The organism is Mesorhizobium sp. WSM4823, assembly GCF_055811195.1.
Genome location: NZ_JBVVQL010000009.1, coordinates 98,750 through 121,525, shown reverse-complemented (window position 1 = coordinate 121,525; position 22,776 = coordinate 98,750). Strand labels below are relative to the sequence as shown.

The window sequence follows — 22,776 nt, the reverse complement described above, 5'->3', positions numbered from 1 at the left end:
TGTTTCCTCCATGAACGCATTGCATGCTGAAACGTCTCCGGCTGGTGATTCCAGCTGGACAGTTCCTTCTGGAACAGCAGAACGACCCGATATAAATCCGAAAACTGGTGGCAAGCCGCCGCCAGAAAGTGTTGAAGACGATGCCGATCGCATTCCACGCAGCGCGATCCAGTTGCGCTCGGCGAGGCTTGATGATTTGTTGCCGCTTCAAGGAGAATGAATGATGCGCGAGCCAGTCGGTCAAGACGAATATGGGTCGGCCAACCCCTTCGACCCGGACGACCTGTCGACGTTGAACGCGATGGGCCCGGCTGTGGCCAGCAACGATTTCGAGAAATACGCGGTCGCCGTGATCATCGTGTTCGGCGCCCTCATCATCGGCGGCTTGATGGCCGCATCCCTGGCCTTGGGGCACCGTAACGGCTTCCTTTACGCGCTTGGCGGCGCCACCGCGGCGTGGATATCCGGCAATGCGCTCCTGCTCGACCGGCCCCGTATCTACGCCGTGTTTGTCGGCATCGCGGCGGTGATGCTGATTGCGTCCACCATAACGCTGGTCATCTGACGGGTCTGCCGATATTCAGGTGATGCCGGCCTGAGCTGAATCTCAACAGACCCGGGGCGCACGAAATCTAGTATCCGATTGCCTCGCCGGATGCGGCGCGGCTGTCGATGGCGCCATTGTAGCGGGCGCCGCCGCCCTTCTCGATCTCGGCCAGGCTCTTGCCGCCGACCAGAATGCCGGCCGCCTGGCCCCACGTCGTCTCGGTGACATCGAGGTGGTAGCCCATGCCGGCAAGCAGCTTTTCGGTATCGGGCGACAGGCCGAACGGTTCGACATAGACCGTGTCGGGCAGCCACTGATGGTGGATGCGCGGCGCGTCGATCGCCTCCTGGATGTTCATGCCGTGATCGACGACATTGACGATCGCTTCTAGCGTGATGGTGATGATGCGCGAGCCGCCGGGGCTGCCGATGACCATGAACGGCTTGCCGTCTCTGGCGACGATGGTCGGGCTCATCGACGACAGCGGCGTCTTCCTCGGCGCGATCGCATTCGCCTCGCCCTGGACGAGGCCATAGAGATTGGGCACACCTGGTTTCTGGGTGAAATCGTCCATCTCGTTGTTGAGCAGGATGCCGGTGCCGTCGGCGACGACGCCGGCGCCGAACGAGCCGTTCAACGTGTAGGTCACCGCGACGGCATTGCCGTCATTGTCGACGATCGAGTAATGCGTCGTCTCCTGGCTCTCGCCAAAACCCTTCGGCATCAATTCCTGCGACACGCCGGCCCGGAACGGATCGATTTTCTCGCGGATTTCTTTCGCATAATTCTTGTCGAGCAGCTTTTCGACCGGATTGTCAACGAAATCGGGATCGCCAAGCGCCGAGTTGCGGTCGACATAGGCATGGCGCATCGCCTCGACCATGACTTTGACGGTTTCGGCGGAACCTGCACCGAGATAGGACAGCGGGTAGCCTTCCAGCACGTTGAGGATTTCGCAGATAATGACGCCGCCCGAGCTCGGCGGCGGCGAGGAGGTGATCTCATAGCCACGGTAGTTGCAGGTCACCGGCTCGAGCTCGCGAACCGCATAGTTCTCGAAATCCGCCTTGGCCAGAATGCCGCCCTTCTCCGCGCTCGCCTTGACGATGCCGTCGGCGATCGGTCCCTTGTAGAAGGCATCGCGACCGCGCTCTGAAATGGCCGAGAGCGAGGCGGCGAGATCGGCCTGAACAAGGCGCTCACCGATGGCATAAGGCTTGCCGTCCGGCTTCAGGAAGATGGCGGCCGCAGCCGGGTCCTTGGCCAGCCGCTCGGCGCCGCCTTGGAGCGAGGCGACGTCGCCCTGCTCCAGCACGAAGCCGTCCTTGGCATAGCGGATTGCCGGCGCCATCAGGTCCTGCCGCGTCAGCGTGCCGTATTTCTCCCGTGCCGTCTCGAAGCCGGCCACCGAGCCCGGCACGCCGACCGCGAGATAGCCGTTCAGGCTGGCGCCTTTCACCGGCTTGCCGTCCTTGTCGAGATACATGGTTTTCGTCGCGGCGAGCGGCGCCCTCTCGCGGAAATCGAGGAACGTCGAGCGGCCGCCCTTGAAGCGGATGGTCATGAAGCCGCCACCGCCGATATTGCCGGCGTTCGGGTAGACCACAGCCAGTGCGTAGCCAACGGCGACCGCCGCATCGACGGCGTTGCCGCCCTTCTTCAGCACCTCGACACCGACTTCAGACGCAAGATGCTGGGCGGTCACCACCATGCCATGCTCACCCTTCGCCGGCTGCGGCGAAGCGGCGAATGCGGCCAGCGGCGCAAAGGTCAAGGTGAGGGAAAGACTAATTGCGATTAGGGTGCGGCGGTGCATGGCCGTTCTCCGAGGGGCGTTGGATGTACCTAGAAGACCCTGTCGGAGGGGTTGAGTCTACTGACAATGGTAGAAAGATTCCGGAGGCCTTCGCGCGCTTTGCCGGTCCGCTTCGTAAAGCGCCGCGGCGTTGGTGGTAAGCCTATTCTTCACACCCCAGCCATTTTGTTCTTGCTTTGTGCCGGCAGTTATGCTAGTAATTCCGGCACGATACTGATTTGCGCCAGCGACCCGCCTCCGGCGGGTTTTTCGTTTTCAGACCGACCCTGACATCAAACAATTCCACCGCTGCCGCCGGCAACCGCTGGCCGTTCCGCCGCGACCTTGGCCCGATAGCCGGCGGCTCGGTAGGCGGCGACCGGATCAATGGCGCCGCCCGTGTTCAGCCGCGCCATGGCGAGGATCGGCTCGACATCGGTGCGATAGGCGGCTTTCAGCGTCTGTGTCGCCATCAACGCGTCATTGGCGTCCTGATAGCCTTCCAGCGCCTTGCGGTCGACCAGCAGCGCCTGCGCATAGGCGCGCTGCACCTCGACCGCCGACAGCATCAGGCTTTCGATCGGATCGGTGACGTTGTGGCTCTGATCGAGCATGTGGGCCGGATCGAAGCCGTCGGCGCCGGAAAGCTCGGCATCGACCAGCTCGTTGAAGACGAGGAACAGCCGGTAGGGGTCGATGGAGCCGGCGTCGAGATCGTCGTCGCCATATTTGGAATCGTTGAAATGGAAGCCGCCGAGTTTCTTGAACTGGATCAGCCGCGAGACGATCATCTCGATGTTGACGTTGGGCGCATGATGGCCGAGGTCGACCAGGCAGAACGCCTTGTCGCCGAGCTCTTTGGCGATCATGTAGTTGGTGCCCCAATCCTGCACGACCGTCGAATAGAAGGCCGGCTCGTACATCTTGTGCTCGGTGAACAGCCTCCAGTCGTCGGGTAGGCCGGCGTAGATCTCCTTCATCGCGTCGAGATAGCGCTCGAACGCCCTGGCGAAATTGACCTGGCCGGGAAAGTTCGAGCCGTCGCCGATCCACACCGTCAGTGCCTTGGAGCCCAGCGTCTTGCCGATCTCGATGCATTCGAGATTGTGCTCGACCGCCTGCCGGCGCGTTGCGGCATCGGCATGCGACAGCGAGCCGAATTTATAGGAAAGCTCTTGGTCCCTGGCGTCGGAGAAGGTGTTGGAGTTCATGGCGTCGAAGCCGAGGCCAAAGCGGGAGGCCGCCTGTTTCAGCCGGTTCGGATCGGCCTTGTCCCACGGAATATGCAGCGAAACGGTCGGCGTCGCCTGAGTCAGTTGCCGGATGACAGCGCAGTCCTCGATCTTGTCGAAAATGTCGCGCGGCTCACCGGCGCCGGGAAAACGGGCAAAGCGGGTGCCGCCGGTGCCGACACCCCAGGACGGGATGGCGACCGCGAATTTTTCGACCTTGTCGCGGATGGCGTCGATGGTGATGCCGCGCCGGTCGAGCCGTTCGCCGAGCGAGGCGTAATCGCGCTTGAGATCGACCTTGCGCGCGGCATTGCTCTTTTCGACGATGTCAGCCGAAATAATCAATTCAGACAATGCAATTCCTCCCGGTACTCGTTCGGCTGGCGCCGCCCCTCATCCGCCCTTCGGGCACCCTTCTCCCCGTAGAACGGGGAGAAGGAAGGCTCATCGCGTAAAGCTCTGGGCGTTGCCCGCGTCGACATTGACGATGTTGCCGGTCGACTTGGCCGACATGTCGGACGCGAAGAAATAGATCGCCTCGGCGATGTCTTCGGGGAACACCGAACGCTTCAGCATCGAGCGCGAGCGGTAATGCTCCTCGAGGTCGTCAGTCGACATCTTGTAGGCCGCGGCACGCTGTTCCTTCCACTCGCCGGTCCAGATCTTCGAGCCGCGCAGCACGGCGTCAGGATTGACGACATTGACCCTGATCTGGGCTTCCGCCCCCTCCAGCGCCAGGCAGCGCGCCAGATGGATTTCGGCCGCCTTGGCCGTGCAATAGGCGGCGGCGTTGGGGGAGGCTGCAAGCCCGTTCTTGGAGGCGACGAAGACGACGTTGCCGCCGATCTTCTGCGCGCGGAACAGCCGGAACGCTTCCCGCGAAACGAGGAAATAGCCGGTCGACAAGATGTCCATATTCTTGTTCCACAGCGCCAGCGTCGTCTCCTCGATTGGCGCCGAGGTTGCCAGGCCGGCATTCGACACCAGAATATCGATGCCGCCGAACTCGACCGCCGTCTCGGCAAAGCCGGAGATCACCTGATCCTCTGACGTGACGTTGATGATCAGAGGCCGCACGAAATCCTTGCCATAGGCTTTGACCAATTCCTCATTGGCGCTGGCGAGGGCGGTCTCGTCGATATCGGCCAGCACGACGCAGGCGCCTTCGCGCAGCAGCCGGTTGGCGGTAGCGCGGCCAATGCCGCCGGCGCCGCCGGTGACCAGCGCGATCTGGCCGGCAAGCGCCTTCGGCTTCGGCAGCCGCTGCAGCTTTGCCTCTTCGAGCAGCCAGTACTCGATGTCGAAAGCTTCCTGCTCGGGCAGGCCGACATAGGTCGACACCGTCGAGGCGCCGCGCATGACATTGATGGCGTTGACATAGAATTCGCCTGAGATGCGCGCCGTCGCCTTGTCGCCAGCGAAGGTGAACATGCCGACGCCGGGCATCAGATAGACCACGGCGTTGGGATCACGCACGGGTGGCGAATCCGCATGCTTGCACCTGTCATAATAGGCTTGATAGCCAACGCGGTACTCCGCCACGTCGTCGGCGAGACGGGCGATGACGGCATCGACATCGGGATTTTTGGGATCGAACTCGATCACCAGCGGTCGGATCTTGGTGCGCAGGAAATGGTCCGGGCAGGATGTGCCGAGCGCCGCCAGCGGCCGCAAATCCTTCGAATTGACGAATTCGAGCACGGCGGGCGAATCGTCGAAATGACCGAGCTTGTGGCTCTTCTCCGAGATCAGGCCGCGAATCCTCGGCATCAGTTTCGCCGCCACGGCGCGACGCGCCGGTGCATCGAGCGATTTGACCACCTCGCCGCCGAAGATCGGCAAACCTTCGGACCGACGCTCGAACCATTCGATCGCCTGGTTGATCACCGAGATCGTCGTCTCGTAACATTCCTTCGGCGTTTCGCCCCAGGTGAACAGGCCATGACTTGCCAGCACAACACCCTTGGCCTCAGGGTTCTCGAGGCAGAATTTTTCCAGCCACAGGCCGAGTTCGAAGCCCGGACGCTTCCATGGCAGCCAGCCGATCGCGCCGCCGAAGATCTCTTTGGTCAGCGCCTTCGAATCCTTGGCGGCAGCAATGGCGATGATGGCGTCCGGATGCATGTGATCGACATGGGGCTTCGGCACGAAAGCGTGCAGCGGCGTGTCGATCGAGGCGGCGCGTGGGTTAAGACTAAACGTACAATGGGGCAAATAGCCGACCATTTCGTCCTCATGCTCGAGGCCGCGATAAAGGCCCTTCAGCGCCCTGAGCTTATCCATGTAGAGCGTGGCGAAACCGTCCAGCTTGATCGAGGCGCTGTCGCCGCCCGAGCCCTTGACCCACAGCACCTCCACGCTCTCGCCAGTGAGCGGATCCTTTTGCCAGATCTTGGAAGAGGTGTTGCCGCCGCCATAGTTGGTGACGCGCTTGTCGGAGCCGAGAACATTCGAGCGATAGACGAGACGTTCCGGCTCGCTCATTGCCTGGGCTGTCGCCTCGTCCCAAAGATTGGCGAGGCGCGTGCCGGAGCGCTTGTCTAGCATAGGTATCCTCCCGTGACGCGAGACGCGCAAAAACGGCGCCGTCCCTTTGGTCCGAACTTCTACGCAAGCGGCGGGCGTTGTCAATCACAAACGATCAATATCAATCATATTGCGCTGCACAATGAATTTATCTGATCGGAAATGATTGACACTGCGCGTTTTGGGTGCCTAGATGCTGAGGCAGGGAGGAACCATGCACGAAAAAGAGCGCCACAGGATCATTCTGTCTGCCGTCCAGGAAAAGCCTGTGGTGACGGTGCAGGAGATGGTCGACCTGACGGACTCGTCCGAGGCGACGATCCGGCGTGACATCGCCGCATTGCATGTGCAAAAGCGCCTGCGCCGCGTGCGTGGCGGCGCCGAGGCGATCACCCCACCGCAGTTCATCGGCCTTGCCGGCCGGCCCTTTTCGGTCAACGAGACGATCAACGCTTCGCAGAAGCGGGCGATCGCGCGGGAAGCGGTGGAACTCTGCAAGGACGGCGAGCCGATCATCATCAATGGCGGCACCACCACCTTCCAGATGGTGCATTTCCTGACCGGCCGCCGCATGCCGATCTTTACCAATTCGTTCCCGATCGCCGAGCACCTGCTCAAGCATTCCAAGAACACGGTGATGCTGTCGGGCGGCACCATCTACCGCGAGCAGAACATCATCCTGTCGCCCTTCGACAATGACGTGACGCGCAATTTCTATGCCCGCCGCATGTTCATGGGCGCGCAAGGGCTCGGGCCGTTGGGTCTGATGGAAGGCGATCCGCTGCTGATCCAGGCCGAGCAGAAACTGATCGATCAGGCCGACGAGCTGGTGGTGCTGATCGATTCGTCGAAATTCCGCAAACGCTCGAGCCTGATCCTGTGCGGCCTGTCGCGCATCGCCACTGTCATCACCGACGACGGCATCGAAGATCGCGAGGCCAAGATGCTGGAGACCGCTGGTGTGACGCTGATCGTCGCCCGCACAACGGCAAGCAATAAGGAAGAATCTTCGCTGCAGGCCTGAGGCCCGCAGCGGCGATGGAATGCAACGCTCAAGGGAGGATATTCGAATGAGCATTTTGAAGAAATTGATGGTGACGGCGGCGTTGTCGGCCGCCATGTTCGTGAATGCCGCCTATGCCGAGAACGTCAAAATCGCGCTGGTTGTGAAGTCGCTCGGCAACGGCTTCTTCGATGCCGCCAACAAGGGCGCCGAAGAAGCGGCCAAGGAACTCGGCGGCGTCGACATCATCTACACCGGCCCGACCAAGGCGACCGCCGAAGCGCAGATCGAAGTGATCAATTCGCTGATCGCCCAGAAGGTCAACGCCATCGCCATTTCGGCCAATGACGCCGACGCACTGGTTCCGGCGCTGAAGAAGGCGATGGATCGCGGCATCACCGTCATCTCGTGGGATTCGGGCGTCGCGCCGGAAGGTCGCCAGCTTCACCTCAACCCGTCCGACACCAATCTGATCGGCGAGACCATCATCAAGCTTGCCGCCGACTATCTGCCGGAAGGCGGCGACGTCGCCATTCTGTCGGCTTCGTCGACCGCGACCAACCAGAACGCCTGGATCGACGCGGCCAAGAAGGTGCTGCCGGAGAAGTTCCCCAAGATCAACCTCGTCGCCACCGTCTATGGCGACGACGACTCGGCCAAGAGCACCGACGAGGCCAAGGGCCTGCTAAAATCCTATCCGAACCTCAAGGCGATCATCGCACCGACCACGGTCGGCGTCGTGGCCGCCGCCCAGGTGGTGACCGACGAGAACCTGATCGGCAAAGTCAACGTCACCGGCCTCGCGCTGCCGTCGGAGTTCAAGAAGTTCATCGACAACGGCGCCAGCCAAGCGGTTGCGCTGTGGAATCCGATCGACCTCGGCTATTCGGCCGTCTACCTCGCCCATGACCTGGCGGTGAAGAAGGAAGAAGCCAAGCCGGGTGCTACGCTGTCGATCGGCCGTGTCGGCAAGGTCACGCTCGACGACACCAATTCGGCTGCGATGGCTCCGCCCTTCAAGTTCGACAAGTCGAACATCGAAGAATTCTCCAAGATCTATTGATCCTGGAGCCTTTCAAGCTGGCGCGGCGGGACAGAGGTTCCGCCGCGCCTTCAAACGAACCTTGCTTCAGGGCTTGATACGACTATGGACACGACAGCCCAACTCAACCCGACGATCGAGCAGCCTTTGGCTCCGGCTCCGCGCCTGACGCTGTCCGGCATCTCGAAGAGTTTTCCCGGCGTGCGCGCGCTGCATGATGTCAGCCTGTCACTCTATCCCGGTCAGGTAACCGCGCTGATCGGCGAGAACGGCGCCGGCAAGTCGACGCTGGTCAAGATCATGACCGGCATCTACCAGCCCGACGCGGGCACCATCAGTATCGACGGCCAGGCCGTCACCCTGCCCAGCGCCCATGCCGCCTTCGGGCACGGCATCACCGCCATCCATCAGGAAACCGTGCTGTTCGACGACCTGACGGTGGCCGAGAACATCTTTCTCGGCCATGCGCCGCGCACCCGCTTCGGCACCATCGACTGGCGCACCATGCGCAAGAACGCCCGCGAGGTGCTGGACACGATGCGTGCCGGGCACATCGACGCCGATGCGAGGCTGAAGGACCTCGGCATCGCCAACAAGCATCTCGTCGCCGTCGCCCGCGCCATGTCGATCGATGCGCAGATCGTCATCATGGACGAGCCGACCGCAGCGCTTTCGCTGAAGGAGATCGAAGAGCTGTTCTTGCTGATCGAATTCCTGAAGAGCGAAGGCAAGGCGATCCTGTTCATCAGCCACAAGTTCGACGAGATCTACCGGATCGCCGACCGCTATACGGTGTTCCGCGACGGCGAGATGGTTGGCGAAGGCCTGATCAAGGACGCTGGCCAGAGCCAGATCGTGCGCATGATGGTTGGTCGCGCCGTCGACCATATCTTTCCGCAGCGCAAGGCCGAGATCGGCGCGCCGGTGCTCACCGTCTCCGGCCTGTCGCATCCGACCGAGTTCGACGACATCGGCTTCGAGCTGCACAAGGGCGAAATCCTCGGCTTCTACGGCCTTGTCGGCGCCGGCCGCAGCGAAGTGATGCAGGCGATATCAGGCATCACCCGCACCAGCAGCGGCACGATCATGCTGGAAGGCAAAACAATCGTGCCGAAATCTGCGGCGGATTCGATCGATGCCGGCATCGTCTATGTGCCGGAAGAACGCGGCAAGCAAGGCGTGGTGATCGGCCTGCCGATCTTCCAGAATATTTCGCTGCCTTCGCTCAAGCGCACATCCAAATCGGGCGTGCTACAGCTCGCGGAAGAGTTCGCGCTGGCCCGTTCCTACACCGAGCGGCTCGATTTGCGCGCCTCCTCGCTCAGCCAGGATGTCGGCACGCTGTCGGGTGGCAACCAGCAGAAGATCGTCATCGCCAAATGGCTGGCGACCGCACCCAAGGTGATCATTCTCGACGAGCCGACCAAAGGCATCGACATCGGCTCGAAAGCCGCCGTGCACGGCTTCATGGCCGAGCTCGTCGCGCAAGGCCTGTCGGTGATCATGGTGTCGTCCGAACTGCCCGAAATCTTCGGCATGTCCGACCGCGTCGTCGTCATGCGCGAGGGGCGCATTGCTTCGGTCTACGACAACAAGGGCCTCGACGCGGAAACGCTGGTCAAGACGGCAGCGGGGATCGCGGCATGAAGGCTTTTCTCAAGTATCGCGAAGTCTGGCTGCTCGCCGCCATCGTCGTGCTGATCGGATTGATCTCGATGCGCTTTCCGGGCTTTGCCGCCCCCGGCAATCTGCGCCAGGTGTTCAACGACACCTCGATCCTGATGGTCCTGGCGCTAGGGCAGATGGTGGTGATCCTGACCCGCTCGATCGACCTGTCGATGGCGTCCAACCTCTGCTTCACCGGCATGGTGGTGGCGATGCTGAACGCCGCGCATCCGGCAATCCCGATCCCGCTGCTGATCGTCATCGCACTTCTGGTCGGTCTGGTGCTTGGCGCGATTAATGGCCTGCTGGTATGGCGGCTGAACATACCCTCGATCGTGGTGACGCTCGGCACCCTCACCATCTATCGCGGCGCCACCTTCGTCATTTCAGGCGGCGCCTGGGTCAATGCCGATCAGATGAGCCCTGATTTCATCGGCCTGCAGCGCGCGGCTTTCCTCGGCATTCCCGTCCTGTCGTGGATCGCCATACTGGTCATTGCCCTGTTCTTTCTCTTGATGACGCGCACCGCGCTCGGCCGCTCGATCTACGCCATTGGCGTCAACCCGACGGCATCGGTCTATGCCGGCATCGATGTCGGCCGCACCAAATTCATCGTCTTCTGCATTTCGGGGATGATCGGCGGTCTCTGCGGCTATCTCTGGATCTCGCGTTACGTCATCGCCTCGGTCGAGGTCGCCAACGGCTACGAGCTCAACATCATCGCAGCCTGCGTCATCGGCGGTATCTCGATCGCCGGCGGCATCGGCTCGGTCGGCGGCGCGGTTCTCGGCGCGCTGTTCCTCGGCATCATCTCCAACGCGCTGCCGGTCATCAACATCTCGCCGTTCTGGCAGATGGCAATTTCGGGCAGCGCCATCATCCTGGCAGTGGTGCTCAACGCGCGCGGCGAACGCCGGCAAGGCCGCATCATCCTGAAGAAGGCGGAAGCGGCATGACCGACACCCCTGCTCCACGCCACATTCCCGACCGGCTCGACAAGCCATTCAACGCGGCGATCTTCTCGTGGGAGGCACTGCTGGTCGCGGTGGTGGTCGCTATCTTCGCCGTCAACAGCTTCGCCTCGCCCTATTTTCTCGATGCGTGGTCGCTGTCGGACCTGACCTTCAACTTCACCGAAAAGGCGCTGATCGCGCTCGCCATGGCGCTGCTGATTATTTCCGGCGAGATCGACCTGTCGGTCGCCGCCATCATTGCTCTGGCTTCGACGATGATGGGGATGGCGGTGCAGGCCGGCGCCGGCACGCCGGTGCTGGTGGCGATTGGCATCCTGGTCGGGCTCGGCTGCGGCGCCTTCAACGGGCTGCTCGTCACCAGGCTCGGCCTGCCGTCGATCGTCGTCACCATCGGCACGATGAGCCTGTTTCGCGGCATCGCCTTCATCGTCCTCGGCGACCAGGCCTATAAGGGCTATCCCTCGAGCTTCGCCTTCTTCGGTCAGGGCTATGTCTGGTGGGTGGTGTCGTTCGAACTGACGCTCTTCCTCGTGGCAGCCGTCATCTATTGGTTCCTACTACACCGGACCAGCTTCGGCCGCCGTGTCTTTGCCATTGGCAACAACCCAGTTGCGGCGCAGTTCTCCGGCGTGCGCGTCGGCCGCATCAAGTTCATCCTGTTCTGCCTGACCGGACTGATGGCGGGCATCGCCTCGGTGCTGATCACCTCGCGCCTCGGCTCGACCCGGCCGTCGATCGCGCAGGGTTACGAACTGGAAGTCATCACCATGGTGGTGCTTGGCGGCGTCAGCATCCTGGGCGGCGCCGGCAGCATAGTGGGCGTGGTGCTCGCCGCCTTCATCATGGGGCTGGTGACTTTTGGCTTGGGGCTGCTCAACGTACCCGGCATCGTCATGTCGATCTTCATCGGCCTGCTGCTGATCATCGTCATCGCGCTGCCGATCGTCTGGCGAAGAGTGCGGCGGGAGCGCTTCACCTGATGGCCGAGAAATACGCATTCAGGATGAAGCTCAATCCGGGCATGAAGGCCGAATACAAAAGGCGACACGACGACATCTGGCCGTCGCTGGTCGCGCTGCTCAAACAGGCCGGCGTTTCCGATTATTCGATCCATCTCGACGAAGAGACCGACACCTTGTTCGGCGTGCTGTGGCGCCGCGACGGCCACGGCATGGACGAATTGCCGAAACACCCGGTGATGCAGCGCTGGTGGGCCGAAATGGCCGACATCATGGAGACCAAGCCTAATAACGAGCCGGTGGCGGTGCCGCTGGAAACAATGTTCCATATGGAATGACCCGCCACGTCGCCGTCATCGACATCGGCAAGACCAATGCCAAGGTGGCGCTGGTCGATCTCGCCGATATGCGCGAAGTCGCGCTGCGCCGCATGGCGAACGCGCCCGTTGCCGACGGTCCCTACCCGCACCACGATGTCGAGCTTCTGTGGTCGTTCGTCCTCGACAGCCTCGCCGGGATCAATCGCGAACAGCGCATCGACGCGATATCGATCACCACCCACGGCGCGACGGGCGTGCTGGTGGATGCTGCCGGCGAACTGGCGCTGCCGGTGCTGGACTATGAATTCGCCGGGCCCGACGCCCTCGCTGAAAACTATGACGCGATCCGTCCGGCCTTCGCTGAGACGGGCACGCCGCGCTTGCCGCTCGGCCTCAATCTCGGCGCGCAGTTCTTCTGGCAGCAGAGGAAGTTTCCGGCTGAGTTCGCCAAGGCCGCCGCGATGCTGATGTATCCGCAATATTGGGCTTTTCGCCTCACCGGCATCGCCGCCAACGAGGTGACCTCGCTTGGCTGCCACACCGATCTGTGGAACCCGTGGAGAGCCGATTTTTCCTCGCTGGTCGACAAGATGGAATGGCGCCGGCTGATGGCGCCGGTGCGGCCGGCCAAGGATCGCCTTGGCCCGATCTTGCCCGCCCTTGCCACGCGAACCGGGCTCGACCGGCAAACGCTGGTGTTTTGCGGGCTGCACGATTCCAACGCCTCGCTGCTGCCGCATCTTCTGTCCGACAAACCGCCCTTCTCCGTCGTCTCGACCGGCACCTGGGTGGTGTCGATGGCGGTCGGCGGCACCAAGATCGCGCTCGACCCGGCACGCGACACGCTGGTCAACGTCAATGCGCTCGGCGATCCCGTGCCCTCGGCGCGCTTCATGGGCGGGCGCGAGTTTTCGCTGCTGACGGAAGGCCAATCGGAAGGCTGGACCGACGAGGATGTCGAGGCGGTGTTCGCCAGGACAGCTCTGCTGCTGCCGGCCACGCAACAGGGCTCGGGGCCGTTCCCGCACCACGTTGCTACATGGGTCAACACCGACGGCATCAACAACGGCCAGCGCTTTGCCGCCGTCTCTTTCTACCTGGCGCTGATGACCGCGACCTGCCTCGATCTGATCGGCGCCGATGGTCCTGCTATCGTCGAAGGTCCGTTCGCCCGCAACCGGCTTTTTGTCAGCATGCTGGCAGCGGCGACAGTGCGCCCCGTCATCGCGTCCGAGGCCGCGACCGGAACCAGCATCGGCGCAGCCTTGCTGGCGGCGGACCAAAGAATGGTCCAAGGCACGGGCGAATGGATCGAACCGCCGGCCGATCCAGCCTGGGCGAACTATGCACGCTCGTGGCGTGCTGCGGTCGAGGCGCAGGGCCGAAAGCAGACACGATGCTGACAGGGCGCCGCGCTCATTAGCCCTTGTAGACCAGCCCTTGCGGATCGATCTCCGGCTTGCGGCCGGCGACCAGATCGGCGAGAAATTTTCCCGAGCCGCAGGCCATGGTCCAGCCGACATGGCCATGACCGGTGTCGAGATAGAGATTGCTGTAGCGGGCCCGGCCGATAACCGGCACCGAGTTCGGCATCATTGGCCGCAGACCGGCCCAAAGTTCGGCCTTCTTCTCGTCGAAGGCGCCCGGGAAAAGTTCCTTGCCGGTCCTGAACATGGCCGCGAAATCACTTGGCCGGTGGCTGCGGTCGAAGCCGGTGAACTCGGCGGTCGAAGCAAGCCTCAGCCGGTTGCCGAGCCTGGAATAGGCGATGAGCTGATCCTCGTCGGCGCCGCCCATGGTCGGCCCTCTGCTCTCGTCGTCCAGCGGGATCGTCGCGGTGTAGCCCTTGACCGGATAGACCGGTAGGTCGATCCCGTAGCGGCGACCAAGCCGGCCGCTTTCCGGCCCCATCGAGATGACCACGGCGTCGCCGGCGACCGGGCCGGCCGAGGTCATCACCGCGCGCACCCGATCGCCTTCGATGTCGAGGCCTTCGACTGATGTGCCGTAGAGGAATTGGACGCCGAGTTTCTCGGCCGCATAGGCAGCGAGGTTTTGGGTGAATTGGCTGGAGTCGCCGGTCTGGTCGATCGGCGAATAGACGCCGCCGGCTATTTTGTCCTTGGCCTCGGCAAGGCCGGGCTCGAGCTCGACCAGCCGGTCGCGGCCGACGATCTCGATCGGCAGGCCGTGTTCGGCGAGATAGCGGTAATTGTCGGTGCCGCTATCAAAACTCTGCTGCGAGCGGAAGAAATAGAGGATGCCCTTCTTGCGCTCATCATAGTGGATGCCGGTGTCGGCGGAGATGGCGTTGATGCAGTCGCGCGAATAAAGCGCCAGGCGGAGCTTGACCTGGCTGTTTGCGCGCAGCCGTGCCTGCGTGCACTGCCTGAGGAAGCGCAGACTCCAGGCGAAAAAATAAGGATCGAAGCGCAGCCGCACCTTGATGCCGAGATCGTGGTTGTAAAGCGCGCGCAGGAATGTTTTCAGCGCGGCGGGCGAAGCCCAGGCGGTGGCGTCGCCTGGCGACACCAGCCCGGCATTCGATCGACTGGTGCCGCGCGCCGCTGCCGGATGGCGCTCGATGACGGTCACGTCGTGGCCGTCGCTGGCCAGGTAATAGGCAGCGGCCGTGCCGACCACGCCAGCGCCAAGGACCAATATCTTCATGCCGCCCCCAAAGGACCGAATACGGCCGAAACGCTCTCAGCTCCGCGCCGAATTCTTGCCGGTCAGGATGCGCTCCCAGGCGAGCGCGTCGGCGACAATCTGGTCGAGATCGTCGCGCTGCGGGGTCCAGCCGAGTTCGCGGCGCGCCAGCTCCGAATTGGCAACCACCGCCGCGGCGTCGCCCGGACGACGCTCGCCCATCCGCACCTCGAAATCATGGCCAAAGACGCGGCGAACGCTGTCGATCACCTCGAGCACCGAATAGCCGTGGCTGTAGCCGCAATTGGCGACAAGGCTGGTCCCGCCGGCGCGCAGCCGCTCGAGCGCCAGCCGATGCGCTGCCGCCAGATCGCTGACATGGATATAGTCGCGCATGCAGGTGCCGTCAGGTGTCGGATAGTCGGTGCCGAACACCTGCATGAAAGGTCGCTTGCCGAGCGCCGTCTCGGCGGCGACCTTAATCAGATGTGTGGCGCCCGGCGTCGACTGGCCGGTGCGACCCTTCGGATCGGCGCCGGCAACGTTGAAATAGCGCAGCGCCGTATAGCGCAAGCCGTAGGCAATTGCGGCGTCGCGCAGCATCCATTCGCTCATCAGCTTGGACAGGCCGTAGGGCGATTCCGGTGCAAGGCGGGCATCCTCGCGCACCGGTTCCAGCCCGGCGCCGCCATAGACCGCGGCGGTCGAGGAAAAGATGAAATTGGGCACGCCTTCGCGCACCGCGGTCTCGATCAGCGTCCGCGTCTTGCAAGTATTGTTCTCGTAATAGCCGAGCGGGTCGGCAACCGATTCGGGAACCACGATGGAGCCGGCGAAATGGATGATCGCGTCGACCTTGTTGTCACGGATGATCGAACCGACCAGTTCCTTGTCGGCGACATCGCCGACGACGAGCTTTGCCTCGGGCGCCACGGCCCATTCGAAACCGGTCGAAAGCCGGTCGAGGACGACGACGCTCTCGCCCGCGTCGAGCAGCTCCCAGACCATATGGCTACCGATATAGCCGGCACCGCCTGTCACCAAAACCGTCATCCCATGTCCTCGCTGCTCAAGATTTGTCGGGAACTGTATCAACACCCGCCTTACTGGAAAGACTGCTGCTAGGCCATTAGTACATGCCCATCAGTATCTGCGGTAACCGGTCTCATCGGCGCGTGGCATAGTCTTGAAACAAAATTCATGCACATCAAGGGAATAGGCCATGATCCGCGCTCGTTAGGAACAGGCCTTGGGCGTGGCATTTTGACCAAAAAGGCCAGGTGGACGTCGAATAGGGCAATGATTATGATCCCTCGCAAAAATTGGAAAGCCGATATGAATTACCAGCGGTTCTTCGAAGATGCGATCGACCAACTCCATGCCGAGCGTCGCTACCGCATCTTCGCCGACCTCGAGCGCATCGTGGGAAAATTTCCTCGTGCCATCTGGCGAGCCAACGGCCGCGCCCAGGAAATCACCGTCTGGTGCTCCAACGACTATCTCGGCATGGGCCAGCATCCAGATGTCATCACCGCAATGCAGAACGCTGCCGGCAAGATGGGATCTGGCGCCGGCGGCACCCGCAACATCTCCGGCACCAGCAACCCGCTGGTCGAGCTTGAACTGGAACTGGCCGACCTGCACGACAAGGAAGCCGCACTGGTCTTCACCTCCGGTTTCGTCTCCAACGAAGCCTCGATCTCGACCATTGCGCGGCTCCTGCCCAATTGCCTGATCGTCTCGGACGAACTCAACCACGCCTCGATGATCGAGGGCGTGCGCCGCTCGGGCGCCGAGAAGAAGATCTTTCGCCACAACGACGTTGCGCATCTCGAAAGCCTGCTGCAGGCGGCGGGCCGTGAGCGCGCCAAGCTGATCGTCTTCGAGAGCGTGTATTCGATGGATGGCGACATCGCGCCGATCAAGCAGATCGTCGAGCTTGCCGAGCGCTACAACGCCATGACCTATATCGACGAGGTCCATGCCGTCGGCATGTACGGACCGCGCGGCGGCGGCATCACCGAGCGCGAAGGGCTGGCCGACCGCATCGACATCATCGAAGGCACGCTGGCCAAGGCGTTCGGCACGCTCGGCGGCTATATCACAGGCACAAGTGCCGTGATCGATGCCGTGCGCTCCTATGCGCCCGGCTTCATCTTCACCACGGCGCTGCCGCCAGCCATCGCCGCCGCGGCGACCACGTCGATCCGCCATCTGAAGCGCTCGCAGGCCGAGCGCGACGCGCAGCAGCGCCAGGCGACACGGACCAAGGAGATACTTGGTGCGGCCGGCTTGCCGGTGATGGAGTCCGCCACCCATATCGTGCCGCTGCTGGTCGGCGACCCCGAGCTCTGCAAGATGGCCAGCGACCGCCTGCTCGGCGTCCATGGCATCTACATCCAGCCGATCAACTACCCAACCGTGCCGCGCGGCACGGAGCGACTGCGCATCACCCCGACGCCGTTCCATTCGGATCAGTTGATCGCGCAACTTCAGGACGCGCTGGTCGAGACCTGGGATGCTTTGGGCATTCCTTACGGCTCGGCGGGCGGGCCTTCAGTAACCGAGAGTGACCGCGTCATTCCCTTGCTGGTGCCGAAGTCCGGCGGCTGAGGTCGCCTCAGGCTCCGGCGTCCTCAAGCAGTTTTCATCCACCTCGCCAGCCGGTGCGCCGCTTCCTCGAGCTGGTCGAGTCGGCGGTGAAAGCACAGCCTTAGGAAGGCTTCGCCGCCGGGGCCGAAGGCGGTTCCGGGCGCCAGGCCGACACTGGCGCGGTCGACCATGTCGAAGGCGGCGGCGCGTGAATCGGTGATGCCGTCGACCGCGAAGAACAGATAGAACGCTCCCTGCGGCACGGTAAAGCGTGCCCTGCCGGTTGCAGCCAGGATGCCGCAGACCAAGTCACGCGCAGCCCTTGCCCGCTCCACCTGCTCAGCGATAAAGGCGTCGCCCTCATCGAGCGCGACGACGGCGCCGCGCTGCATGAACTGGGCGACGCCTGAGGTCGAATACTGGACCAGGTTCTCGAACACCTGCTGCAGTGAAGGATGGATCTTGATCCAGCCGACGCGCCAGCCGGTCATCGCCCAGTTCTTGGAAAAACTGTTGACGAACAGGATGCGATCCTCGTCGGCCATGATGTCGATGAAGGACGGCGCGCGGCTGGCGCCGTAGTGGAACAACGAATAGATCTCGTCGGCGATGATCCACAGGCCCCTTTCGCGGGCAAGGTCGAGGATCGCCTGCAGCGTCTGCCTGTCGGCAGTCCAGCCGGTCGGGTTGGACGGCGTGTTGACGAACAGCGCCTTTGTCCTTGGCGTGATCGCCGCCTCGATCTTGCCGACGTCGCAGGACCAGCCATTGCCGGACTGGTCGAGCGTGACCGCGACCGGGACGGCGCCCGACAGGCTGGCGGCAGCGGCAAAGTTCGGCCAGGCCGGCGACAGATAGACGACCTCGTCGCCGGTGCCGGCGACGGCGTCGAGCGCCAGCTGGATGGCATGCATGCCCGAACCGGTGACGATGAATTCTTCCTCGGCGAAGCTCTTGCCGAAATGCCTGACGTAATAGCGGGCGAGCGCCTGCCTCAGCTCGGGGATGCCCCTCTGCCAGGTATAGAAGGTTTCGCCGCCGGCCAGCGCCCGGGCAGCGGCATCGGTGATGAAAGCGGGCGTCGGCAGGTCGCCCTCGCCGGCCCAGAGCGGGATCATGCCGTCGCGGTCGCGGCCGCGGTTCATGACGGCGACAATGCCGCTTTCCGGCGCGGCCCGGGCCTCGGCGCGCAAATTCTCGATCAGGGTCATGATAGATCCGTTTTCGTCTTCCGGACTGCTAGCGCGTTTTGCGACAGGCGAAAACAGAAAACCCCGGCCGAAAACGACCGGGGTTTTGGTCCAGAGAACTTGCCCCTGCGCTATTTCCTGGCGAGGAGATCGCGAATTTCGGTAAGCAGCGCGACGTCGGCCGGCGGCGCGGCAGGGACGGCGGGCTTTTCGCGTTCCAGCCGCCTGCGGAGATTATTCACCGCCTTGACCATCAAGAAGATGATGAAGGCGAGGATGATGAAGTTCAGCACCACGGTGATGAAGCTGCCATAGGCGAAGACGGCGCCCTGCTTCTTGGCTTCGGCCAGCGAGGTCGCGTTGACGGCAGAGGACAGGGCGAAGAAGTAATTGTTGAAGTCCAGTCCGCCCAAAATCGCGCCCACGATGGGCATGATGATGTCGTTGACCAGCGAATCGACGATTCTGCCGAAGGCGGCGCCGATAATGACGCCGACGGCCAGGTCCATCACATTGCCCCTGGAAATGAACTCCTGGAATTCTTTCAGCATTCGACCCTCCTGTCATGACGGACCGTGCCGGCGCCTCTGCCCGCTTCGTCCGGCCCACGCCACAATAGCAAAAACCTCCGGTTGCAACATGCGCAAAAGACGGTTTCCACCGGCCAGGATCGTCGAAGCCGCTGCCATCCTGCGCCGAAAGCCGCGATGGACTTGATCGCCAAGCTGTGATTGCGTCTCGGCAAGCCGGGTGCAAAATCGGCCAGGGAGGATTTTCAGGCCGTGCAGGGCTGGTTCATCGTCATCATCGCGATCGCCTATGTGACGTTGCTGTTCGTCATCGCCAGCCTCGGCGACCGACGCTCGGTGCCATCCGGGCCTGGCAAAGCCCGCCCCTTTATCTATGCCCTTAGCCTGGCCATCTACTGTACCTCATGGACATTCTTCGGTTCGGTCGGCCTTTCCTCCGAGCGTGGCCTTGAATTCCTCGGCATCTATACCGGACCGGTGCTGGTATTCGTGTTCGGCTTCCCGTTGCTTCGGCGCATCGTCAGGCTGGCCAAGACCGAGAAGATCACGTCTATCGCCGATTTCCTTGGAGCCCGCTACGGCAAGAGTTTTGCCGTAGCGGCGATCGCCACGCTGATCGCGACGGTCGGCGCAGTGCCCTATATGGCGCTGCAGTTGAAGGCGATTTCCGGCTCGGTCAGCCTGATGGTCGAGCATTATACCGGCTCGCCGCCCTCTTTCGATCCCTTCCTCAGCGACATCTCACTCGTCGTCGCTATGCTGCTTGCGCTGTTTGCGGTGCTGTTCGGCACGCGCCACGCCGACGCCACCGAGCACCAGGACGGACTGGTGCTGGCGGTGGCGGTCGAAACCGTGGTCAAGCTCGCCGCCTTCCTGGCGATCGGCCTGATGGTGACCTTTCTGATCTTCGGCGGCCCAGGCGATATGGTCGACAAGCTCGCCGAGAATACGCAAGTGCGGCAGGCGATGGGCTACAGCACATCGCTGGCCACCTGGCTGGTGCTGACATGTTTGAGCGGTTTTGCCATCATCATGCTGCCGCGCCAGTTCTACGTCACCATCGTCGAGAACCGCAGCGAGGCCGAGCTGCGCACCGCGACATGGGTGTTTCCGCTCTATCTGGTGGCGATCAACCTTTTCGTGCTGCCGATTGCGCTCGCCGGCCTGGCGCTGGTCGGCACCAGGACCAGCAGCGATCTCTACGTCCTGTCGCTGCCGCTGCTCAGCGGTCACGATCTGTTGGCCATGGCGGCGTTCATCGGCGGCCTGTCGGCAGCGACCGCGATGGTGATCGTCGAAAGCGTCGCGCTGTCGATCATGATCTCCAACGACCTCGTCATTCCGCTGTTCGTGCGCCGCTTGCTCAGGACCACGACTTCCGAGAACGAGGATTGGTCGACGCTGATCCTCAACGTGCGGCGGGCGGCGATCTTCATCATGCTGTTCATCGCCTTCCTCTACTATCGCGAGAGCACCGACAGCGCGCGGCTCTCCTCGATCGGCCTGATGTCGTTCGCCGCGATCGCGCAGTTCGCGCCGGCATTGATCGGCGGGTTGATCTGGCGCGGCGCCAACGGCAGGGGCGCCGCACTGGGCATGGTCGCCGGCATCGTCGTCTGGAGCTACACGCTGCTGCTGCCGTCGCTGGCCGCCTCCGATACCGGCATCGTTGTCCACGGCCTTTTCGGTTTCGAAGCGTTGCGGCCGCAAGCGCTGTTCGGCACCGTCGCTGAGCCGCTGAACCACGGCGTCTTGTGGAGCCTGTCGATCAACACGCTGTTCTTCGTGCTCGGCTCACTGTCGCGCGCTTCTGTGCCGCTGGAACGCATCCAGGCGTCGATCTTCGTGCCGCGCGAGGCGAGCCCGATGCCGAGCCTGCGCCGCTTCCGCACCACTGTCACCGTCAATGACCTCAAGGACACCATCGCGCGCTATCTTGGCGTCGAACGCACCGAGCGGTCCTTTCAAACGTTCGAAGAGAGTAGTGGTGCTTCGTTGCACGGCAACGAGCAGGCCAGCATGGACGTCATCCGTTTCTCCGAGCAGCTTCTGGCGAGTGCCGTCGGCTCATCTTCGGCGCGGCTGATCCTGTCGCTGCTGCTGCGCCGCAACGATCGCGAATCCAAGGATGCCTTCCGCCTGCTCGACGACGCCACCGAGGCGCTGCAGCACAATCGTGACCTGCTGCAGATCGCGCTCGACCAGATGGAACAGGGCATCACCGTCTTCGACAGGGATTTTCGGCTGATCTGCTGGAACCGCCAGTATCGGGCGCTGTTCGACCTGCCCGACGAGATGGGCCAGGTCGGCGTCTCGCTCGATCGCATCCTGCGCCACCTTGCCGAGCGCGGCGACATTCCGGCCGACCAGAGGGTGGCGATGCTCAACCGCCTCACCAGTTTCGTCAGCCCCTGGCAGATGGAGCTGAAGACCAGCGGCCGCATCCTGGAGTTGCGCTCCAATCCGATGCCGGACGGCGGCATCGTCGCCACCTATGCCGACATCTCCGGACGCGTCGAGCAGGATCTGGCGCTCAAGCGCGCCAACGAATCGCTGGAACAGCGCGTCAAGGACCGCACCGTCGAACTGACCCGCGTCAACGAGGAGCTGGCACAGGCGCAGATGCTGGCCGAGGAAGCCAATCTCGGCAAGACGCGCTTCCTCGCCGCCGCCGGCCACGATATCCTGCAGCCCCTGAACGCCGCACGGCTCTACTGCTCGTCACTGATCGAAAAGGCCGGCAAAGGCCCGGCCGGCAAGGCCGCGGTCAACATCGAATCCTCGCTGGAATCAGTCGAGACCATTCTCGGCGCAGTCCTCGACATTTCCCGCCTCGATGCCGGCGCGATGAAACCGGACGACACCGTCTTCAGCCTGGGCGAGCTGCTGCGGCAGATCGGCAACGACTTCCAGCCGCTTGCCGCCGAGAGGAAGCTCGGCCTGACGATCATGCCGTCGTCGCTCAGCGTGATGACGGATCGCAATCTCCTACGCCGCCTGATCCAGAACCTCGTGTCCAACGCCATCAAATACACACGCCGAGGCCACGTCCTGGTCGGGGTGCGGCGGCGCGGCGAACTGGTCGAGATACAGGTGATCGACACCGGCATCGGCATTGCCAGCGACAAGCTGAACACGGTCTTCCGCGAATTCACCCGGCTCGACGAGGGTGCGCGCGAGGCCGAAGGACTCGGCCTCGGCCTCTCCATCGTCGACCGCATCGCTCGCGTCTTGCGCCTGGAAATCCGGATCTTTTCGAACCCAGGCAAAGGTACGCGCTTTTCCGTCATTCTGCCGGTCGCGGCAGCGCAGGAGCCGCGGCGCGAGGTCGCGGCGAAGGCGCCGGTCCGCACTGCTGCTTCGCTTGCCGGGCTCCGCGTGCTCTGCATTGACAACGACGCCCGCATCCTCGACGGCATGCGGCTATTGCTCGAAGGCTGGGGCTGCAGCGTCGAGACGTTTTCAGGCTCGAAGACTATCGAGGGCTCCGGAATGCGTCGCCCCGACATCGTGCTTGCCGACTACCATCTCGATGGCGAGACCGGTCTCGAAGTGATCGCTAAACTGCGCGCGATACACGGCCAGGACATGCCGGCCGTGCTGGTAACCGCCGACCGATCGAGCGAGGTGCGCGCCAGTGCCGGCAGGCTCGACGTGCCGGTGATGAACAAACCGCTCAAACCAGCGGTACTGCGCTCGATGATGGCCAGGGTCAGGCCGCTGGCATCGGCGGCCGAGTAACGGTGCCGATC

The 22,776-nt window shown here is 63.0% G+C and carries 18 protein-coding genes; 11 read left to right on the top strand and 7 right to left on the bottom strand.

The genetic code is table 11. From position 1 onward, the window contains the following. Positions 1 to 10: 10 nt before the first annotated feature. Positions 11 to 220: a hypothetical protein gene (locus AC0L26_RS21900; protein ID WP_473634454.1), complete on the top strand. Its 210-nt coding sequence runs from the start codon at positions 11 to 13 to the stop codon at positions 218 to 220. Next, a complete protein-coding gene (locus tag AC0L26_RS21895; protein ID WP_435528693.1) occupies positions 221 to 565 on the top strand; it encodes a hypothetical protein in 345 nt (114 codons plus the stop codon). 67 nt (positions 566 to 632) lie between these two features. Here the strand turns inward: AC0L26_RS21895 and ggt are convergent, their stop codons facing one another. The 3 genes from ggt to AC0L26_RS21880 form a co-directional block, all read right to left on the bottom strand. Continuing rightward, positions 633 to 2,363: a gamma-glutamyltransferase gene (ggt, locus tag AC0L26_RS21890; RefSeq protein WP_473634453.1), complete on the bottom strand. Its 1,731-nt coding sequence runs from the start codon at positions 2,361 to 2,363 to the stop codon at positions 633 to 635. Positions 2,364 to 2,635: 272 nt separating this feature from the next. Then, on the bottom strand, positions 2,636 to 3,928 hold the full coding sequence (gene rhaI, locus AC0L26_RS21885) for an L-rhamnose catabolism isomerase (RefSeq protein ID WP_473634452.1): 1,293 nt from the start codon (positions 3,926 to 3,928) through the stop codon (positions 2,636 to 2,638). A gap of 90 nt (positions 3,929 to 4,018) precedes the next feature. Further along, positions 4,019 to 6,121 (bottom strand): bifunctional rhamnulose-1-phosphate aldolase/short-chain dehydrogenase, encoded by a 2,103-nt coding sequence (locus tag AC0L26_RS21880; RefSeq protein WP_473634451.1) that lies wholly within the window; start codon positions 6,119 to 6,121, stop codon positions 4,019 to 4,021. 193 nt (positions 6,122 to 6,314) lie between these two features. On the opposite strand from AC0L26_RS21880, the gene AC0L26_RS21875 reads away from it, so the two are divergent. The 7 genes from AC0L26_RS21875 to AC0L26_RS21845 all read left to right on the top strand — a co-directional run bounded on the left by AC0L26_RS21875 (position 6,315) and on the right by AC0L26_RS21845 (position 13,466). Continuing rightward, positions 6,315 to 7,124, top strand: a complete 810-nt coding sequence (locus AC0L26_RS21875; protein WP_473634450.1) for a DeoR/GlpR family DNA-binding transcription regulator — start codon at positions 6,315 to 6,317, stop codon at positions 7,122 to 7,124. 46 nt (positions 7,125 to 7,170) lie between these two features. Then, on the top strand, positions 7,171 to 8,166 hold the full coding sequence (gene rhaS / locus AC0L26_RS21870) for a rhamnose ABC transporter substrate-binding protein (protein WP_473634449.1): 996 nt from the start codon (positions 7,171 to 7,173) through the stop codon (positions 8,164 to 8,166). A gap of 84 nt (positions 8,167 to 8,250) precedes the next feature. After that, positions 8,251 to 9,792: a sugar ABC transporter ATP-binding protein gene (locus tag AC0L26_RS21865; RefSeq protein WP_473634448.1), complete on the top strand. Its 1,542-nt coding sequence runs from the start codon at positions 8,251 to 8,253 to the stop codon at positions 9,790 to 9,792. Continuing rightward, entirely contained in the window at positions 9,789 to 10,766 is a 978-nt protein-coding gene (locus tag AC0L26_RS21860) for an ABC transporter permease (protein WP_473634447.1), read from the top strand. Before AC0L26_RS21865 ends, AC0L26_RS21860 begins: the two co-directional genes overlap by 4 nt. Then, complete coding sequence (locus tag AC0L26_RS21855) at positions 10,763 to 11,764, top strand: ABC transporter permease (protein WP_473634446.1); 1,002 nt, start codon at positions 10,763 to 10,765, stop codon at positions 11,762 to 11,764. Before AC0L26_RS21860 ends, AC0L26_RS21855 begins: the two co-directional genes overlap by 4 nt. Then, positions 11,764 to 12,081 carry an L-rhamnose mutarotase gene (gene rhaM, locus AC0L26_RS21850; protein ID WP_473634445.1) on the top strand — a complete coding sequence of 106 codons (318 nt, stop codon included), beginning with the start codon at positions 11,764 to 11,766 and terminating at the stop codon, positions 12,079 to 12,081. Before AC0L26_RS21855 ends, rhaM begins: the two co-directional genes overlap by 1 nt. Next, a complete protein-coding gene (locus AC0L26_RS21845; protein ID WP_473634444.1) occupies positions 12,078 to 13,466 on the top strand; it encodes an FGGY-family carbohydrate kinase in 1,389 nt (462 codons plus the stop codon). The genes rhaM and AC0L26_RS21845 overlap by 4 nt, the downstream gene beginning before the upstream one ends. Before the next feature lie 16 nt (positions 13,467 to 13,482). Here the strand turns inward: AC0L26_RS21845 and AC0L26_RS21840 are convergent, their stop codons facing one another. Both AC0L26_RS21840 and galE read right to left on the bottom strand, forming a co-directional pair. After that, entirely contained in the window at positions 13,483 to 14,733 is a 1,251-nt protein-coding gene (locus AC0L26_RS21840; RefSeq protein ID WP_473634443.1) for a D-amino acid dehydrogenase, read from the bottom strand. A gap of 36 nt (positions 14,734 to 14,769) precedes the next feature. Then, on the bottom strand, positions 14,770 to 15,765 hold the full coding sequence (gene galE / locus AC0L26_RS21835; protein WP_354488918.1) for a UDP-glucose 4-epimerase GalE: 996 nt from the start codon (positions 15,763 to 15,765) through the stop codon (positions 14,770 to 14,772). Between the two features lie 282 nt (positions 15,766 to 16,047). Between galE and hemA the strand changes: the two genes are divergently transcribed. Then, complete coding sequence (hemA, locus tag AC0L26_RS21830) at positions 16,048 to 17,325, top strand: 5-aminolevulinate synthase (RefSeq protein ID WP_473634442.1); 1,278 nt, start codon at positions 16,048 to 16,050, stop codon at positions 17,323 to 17,325. Positions 17,326 to 17,348: 23 nt separating this feature from the next. Here the strand turns inward: hemA and AC0L26_RS21825 are convergent, their stop codons facing one another. Next, complete coding sequence (locus AC0L26_RS21825) at positions 17,349 to 18,515, bottom strand: pyridoxal phosphate-dependent aminotransferase (RefSeq protein ID WP_473634441.1); 1,167 nt, start codon at positions 18,513 to 18,515, stop codon at positions 17,349 to 17,351. 110 nt (positions 18,516 to 18,625) lie between these two features. Continuing rightward, positions 18,626 to 19,045, bottom strand: a complete 420-nt coding sequence (mscL, locus tag AC0L26_RS21820) for a large conductance mechanosensitive channel protein MscL (protein WP_473634440.1) — start codon at positions 19,043 to 19,045, stop codon at positions 18,626 to 18,628. A 231-nt stretch (positions 19,046 to 19,276) separates the two neighbouring features. On the opposite strand from mscL, the gene AC0L26_RS21815 reads away from it, so the two are divergent. Then, the gene (locus tag AC0L26_RS21815) at positions 19,277 to 22,765 is read left to right on the top strand and encodes a sensor histidine kinase (RefSeq protein ID WP_473634439.1); all 3,489 of its coding nucleotides are present in this window, start codon (positions 19,277 to 19,279) and stop codon (positions 22,763 to 22,765) included. The last annotated feature ends 11 nt before the right edge of the window (positions 22,766 to 22,776 follow it).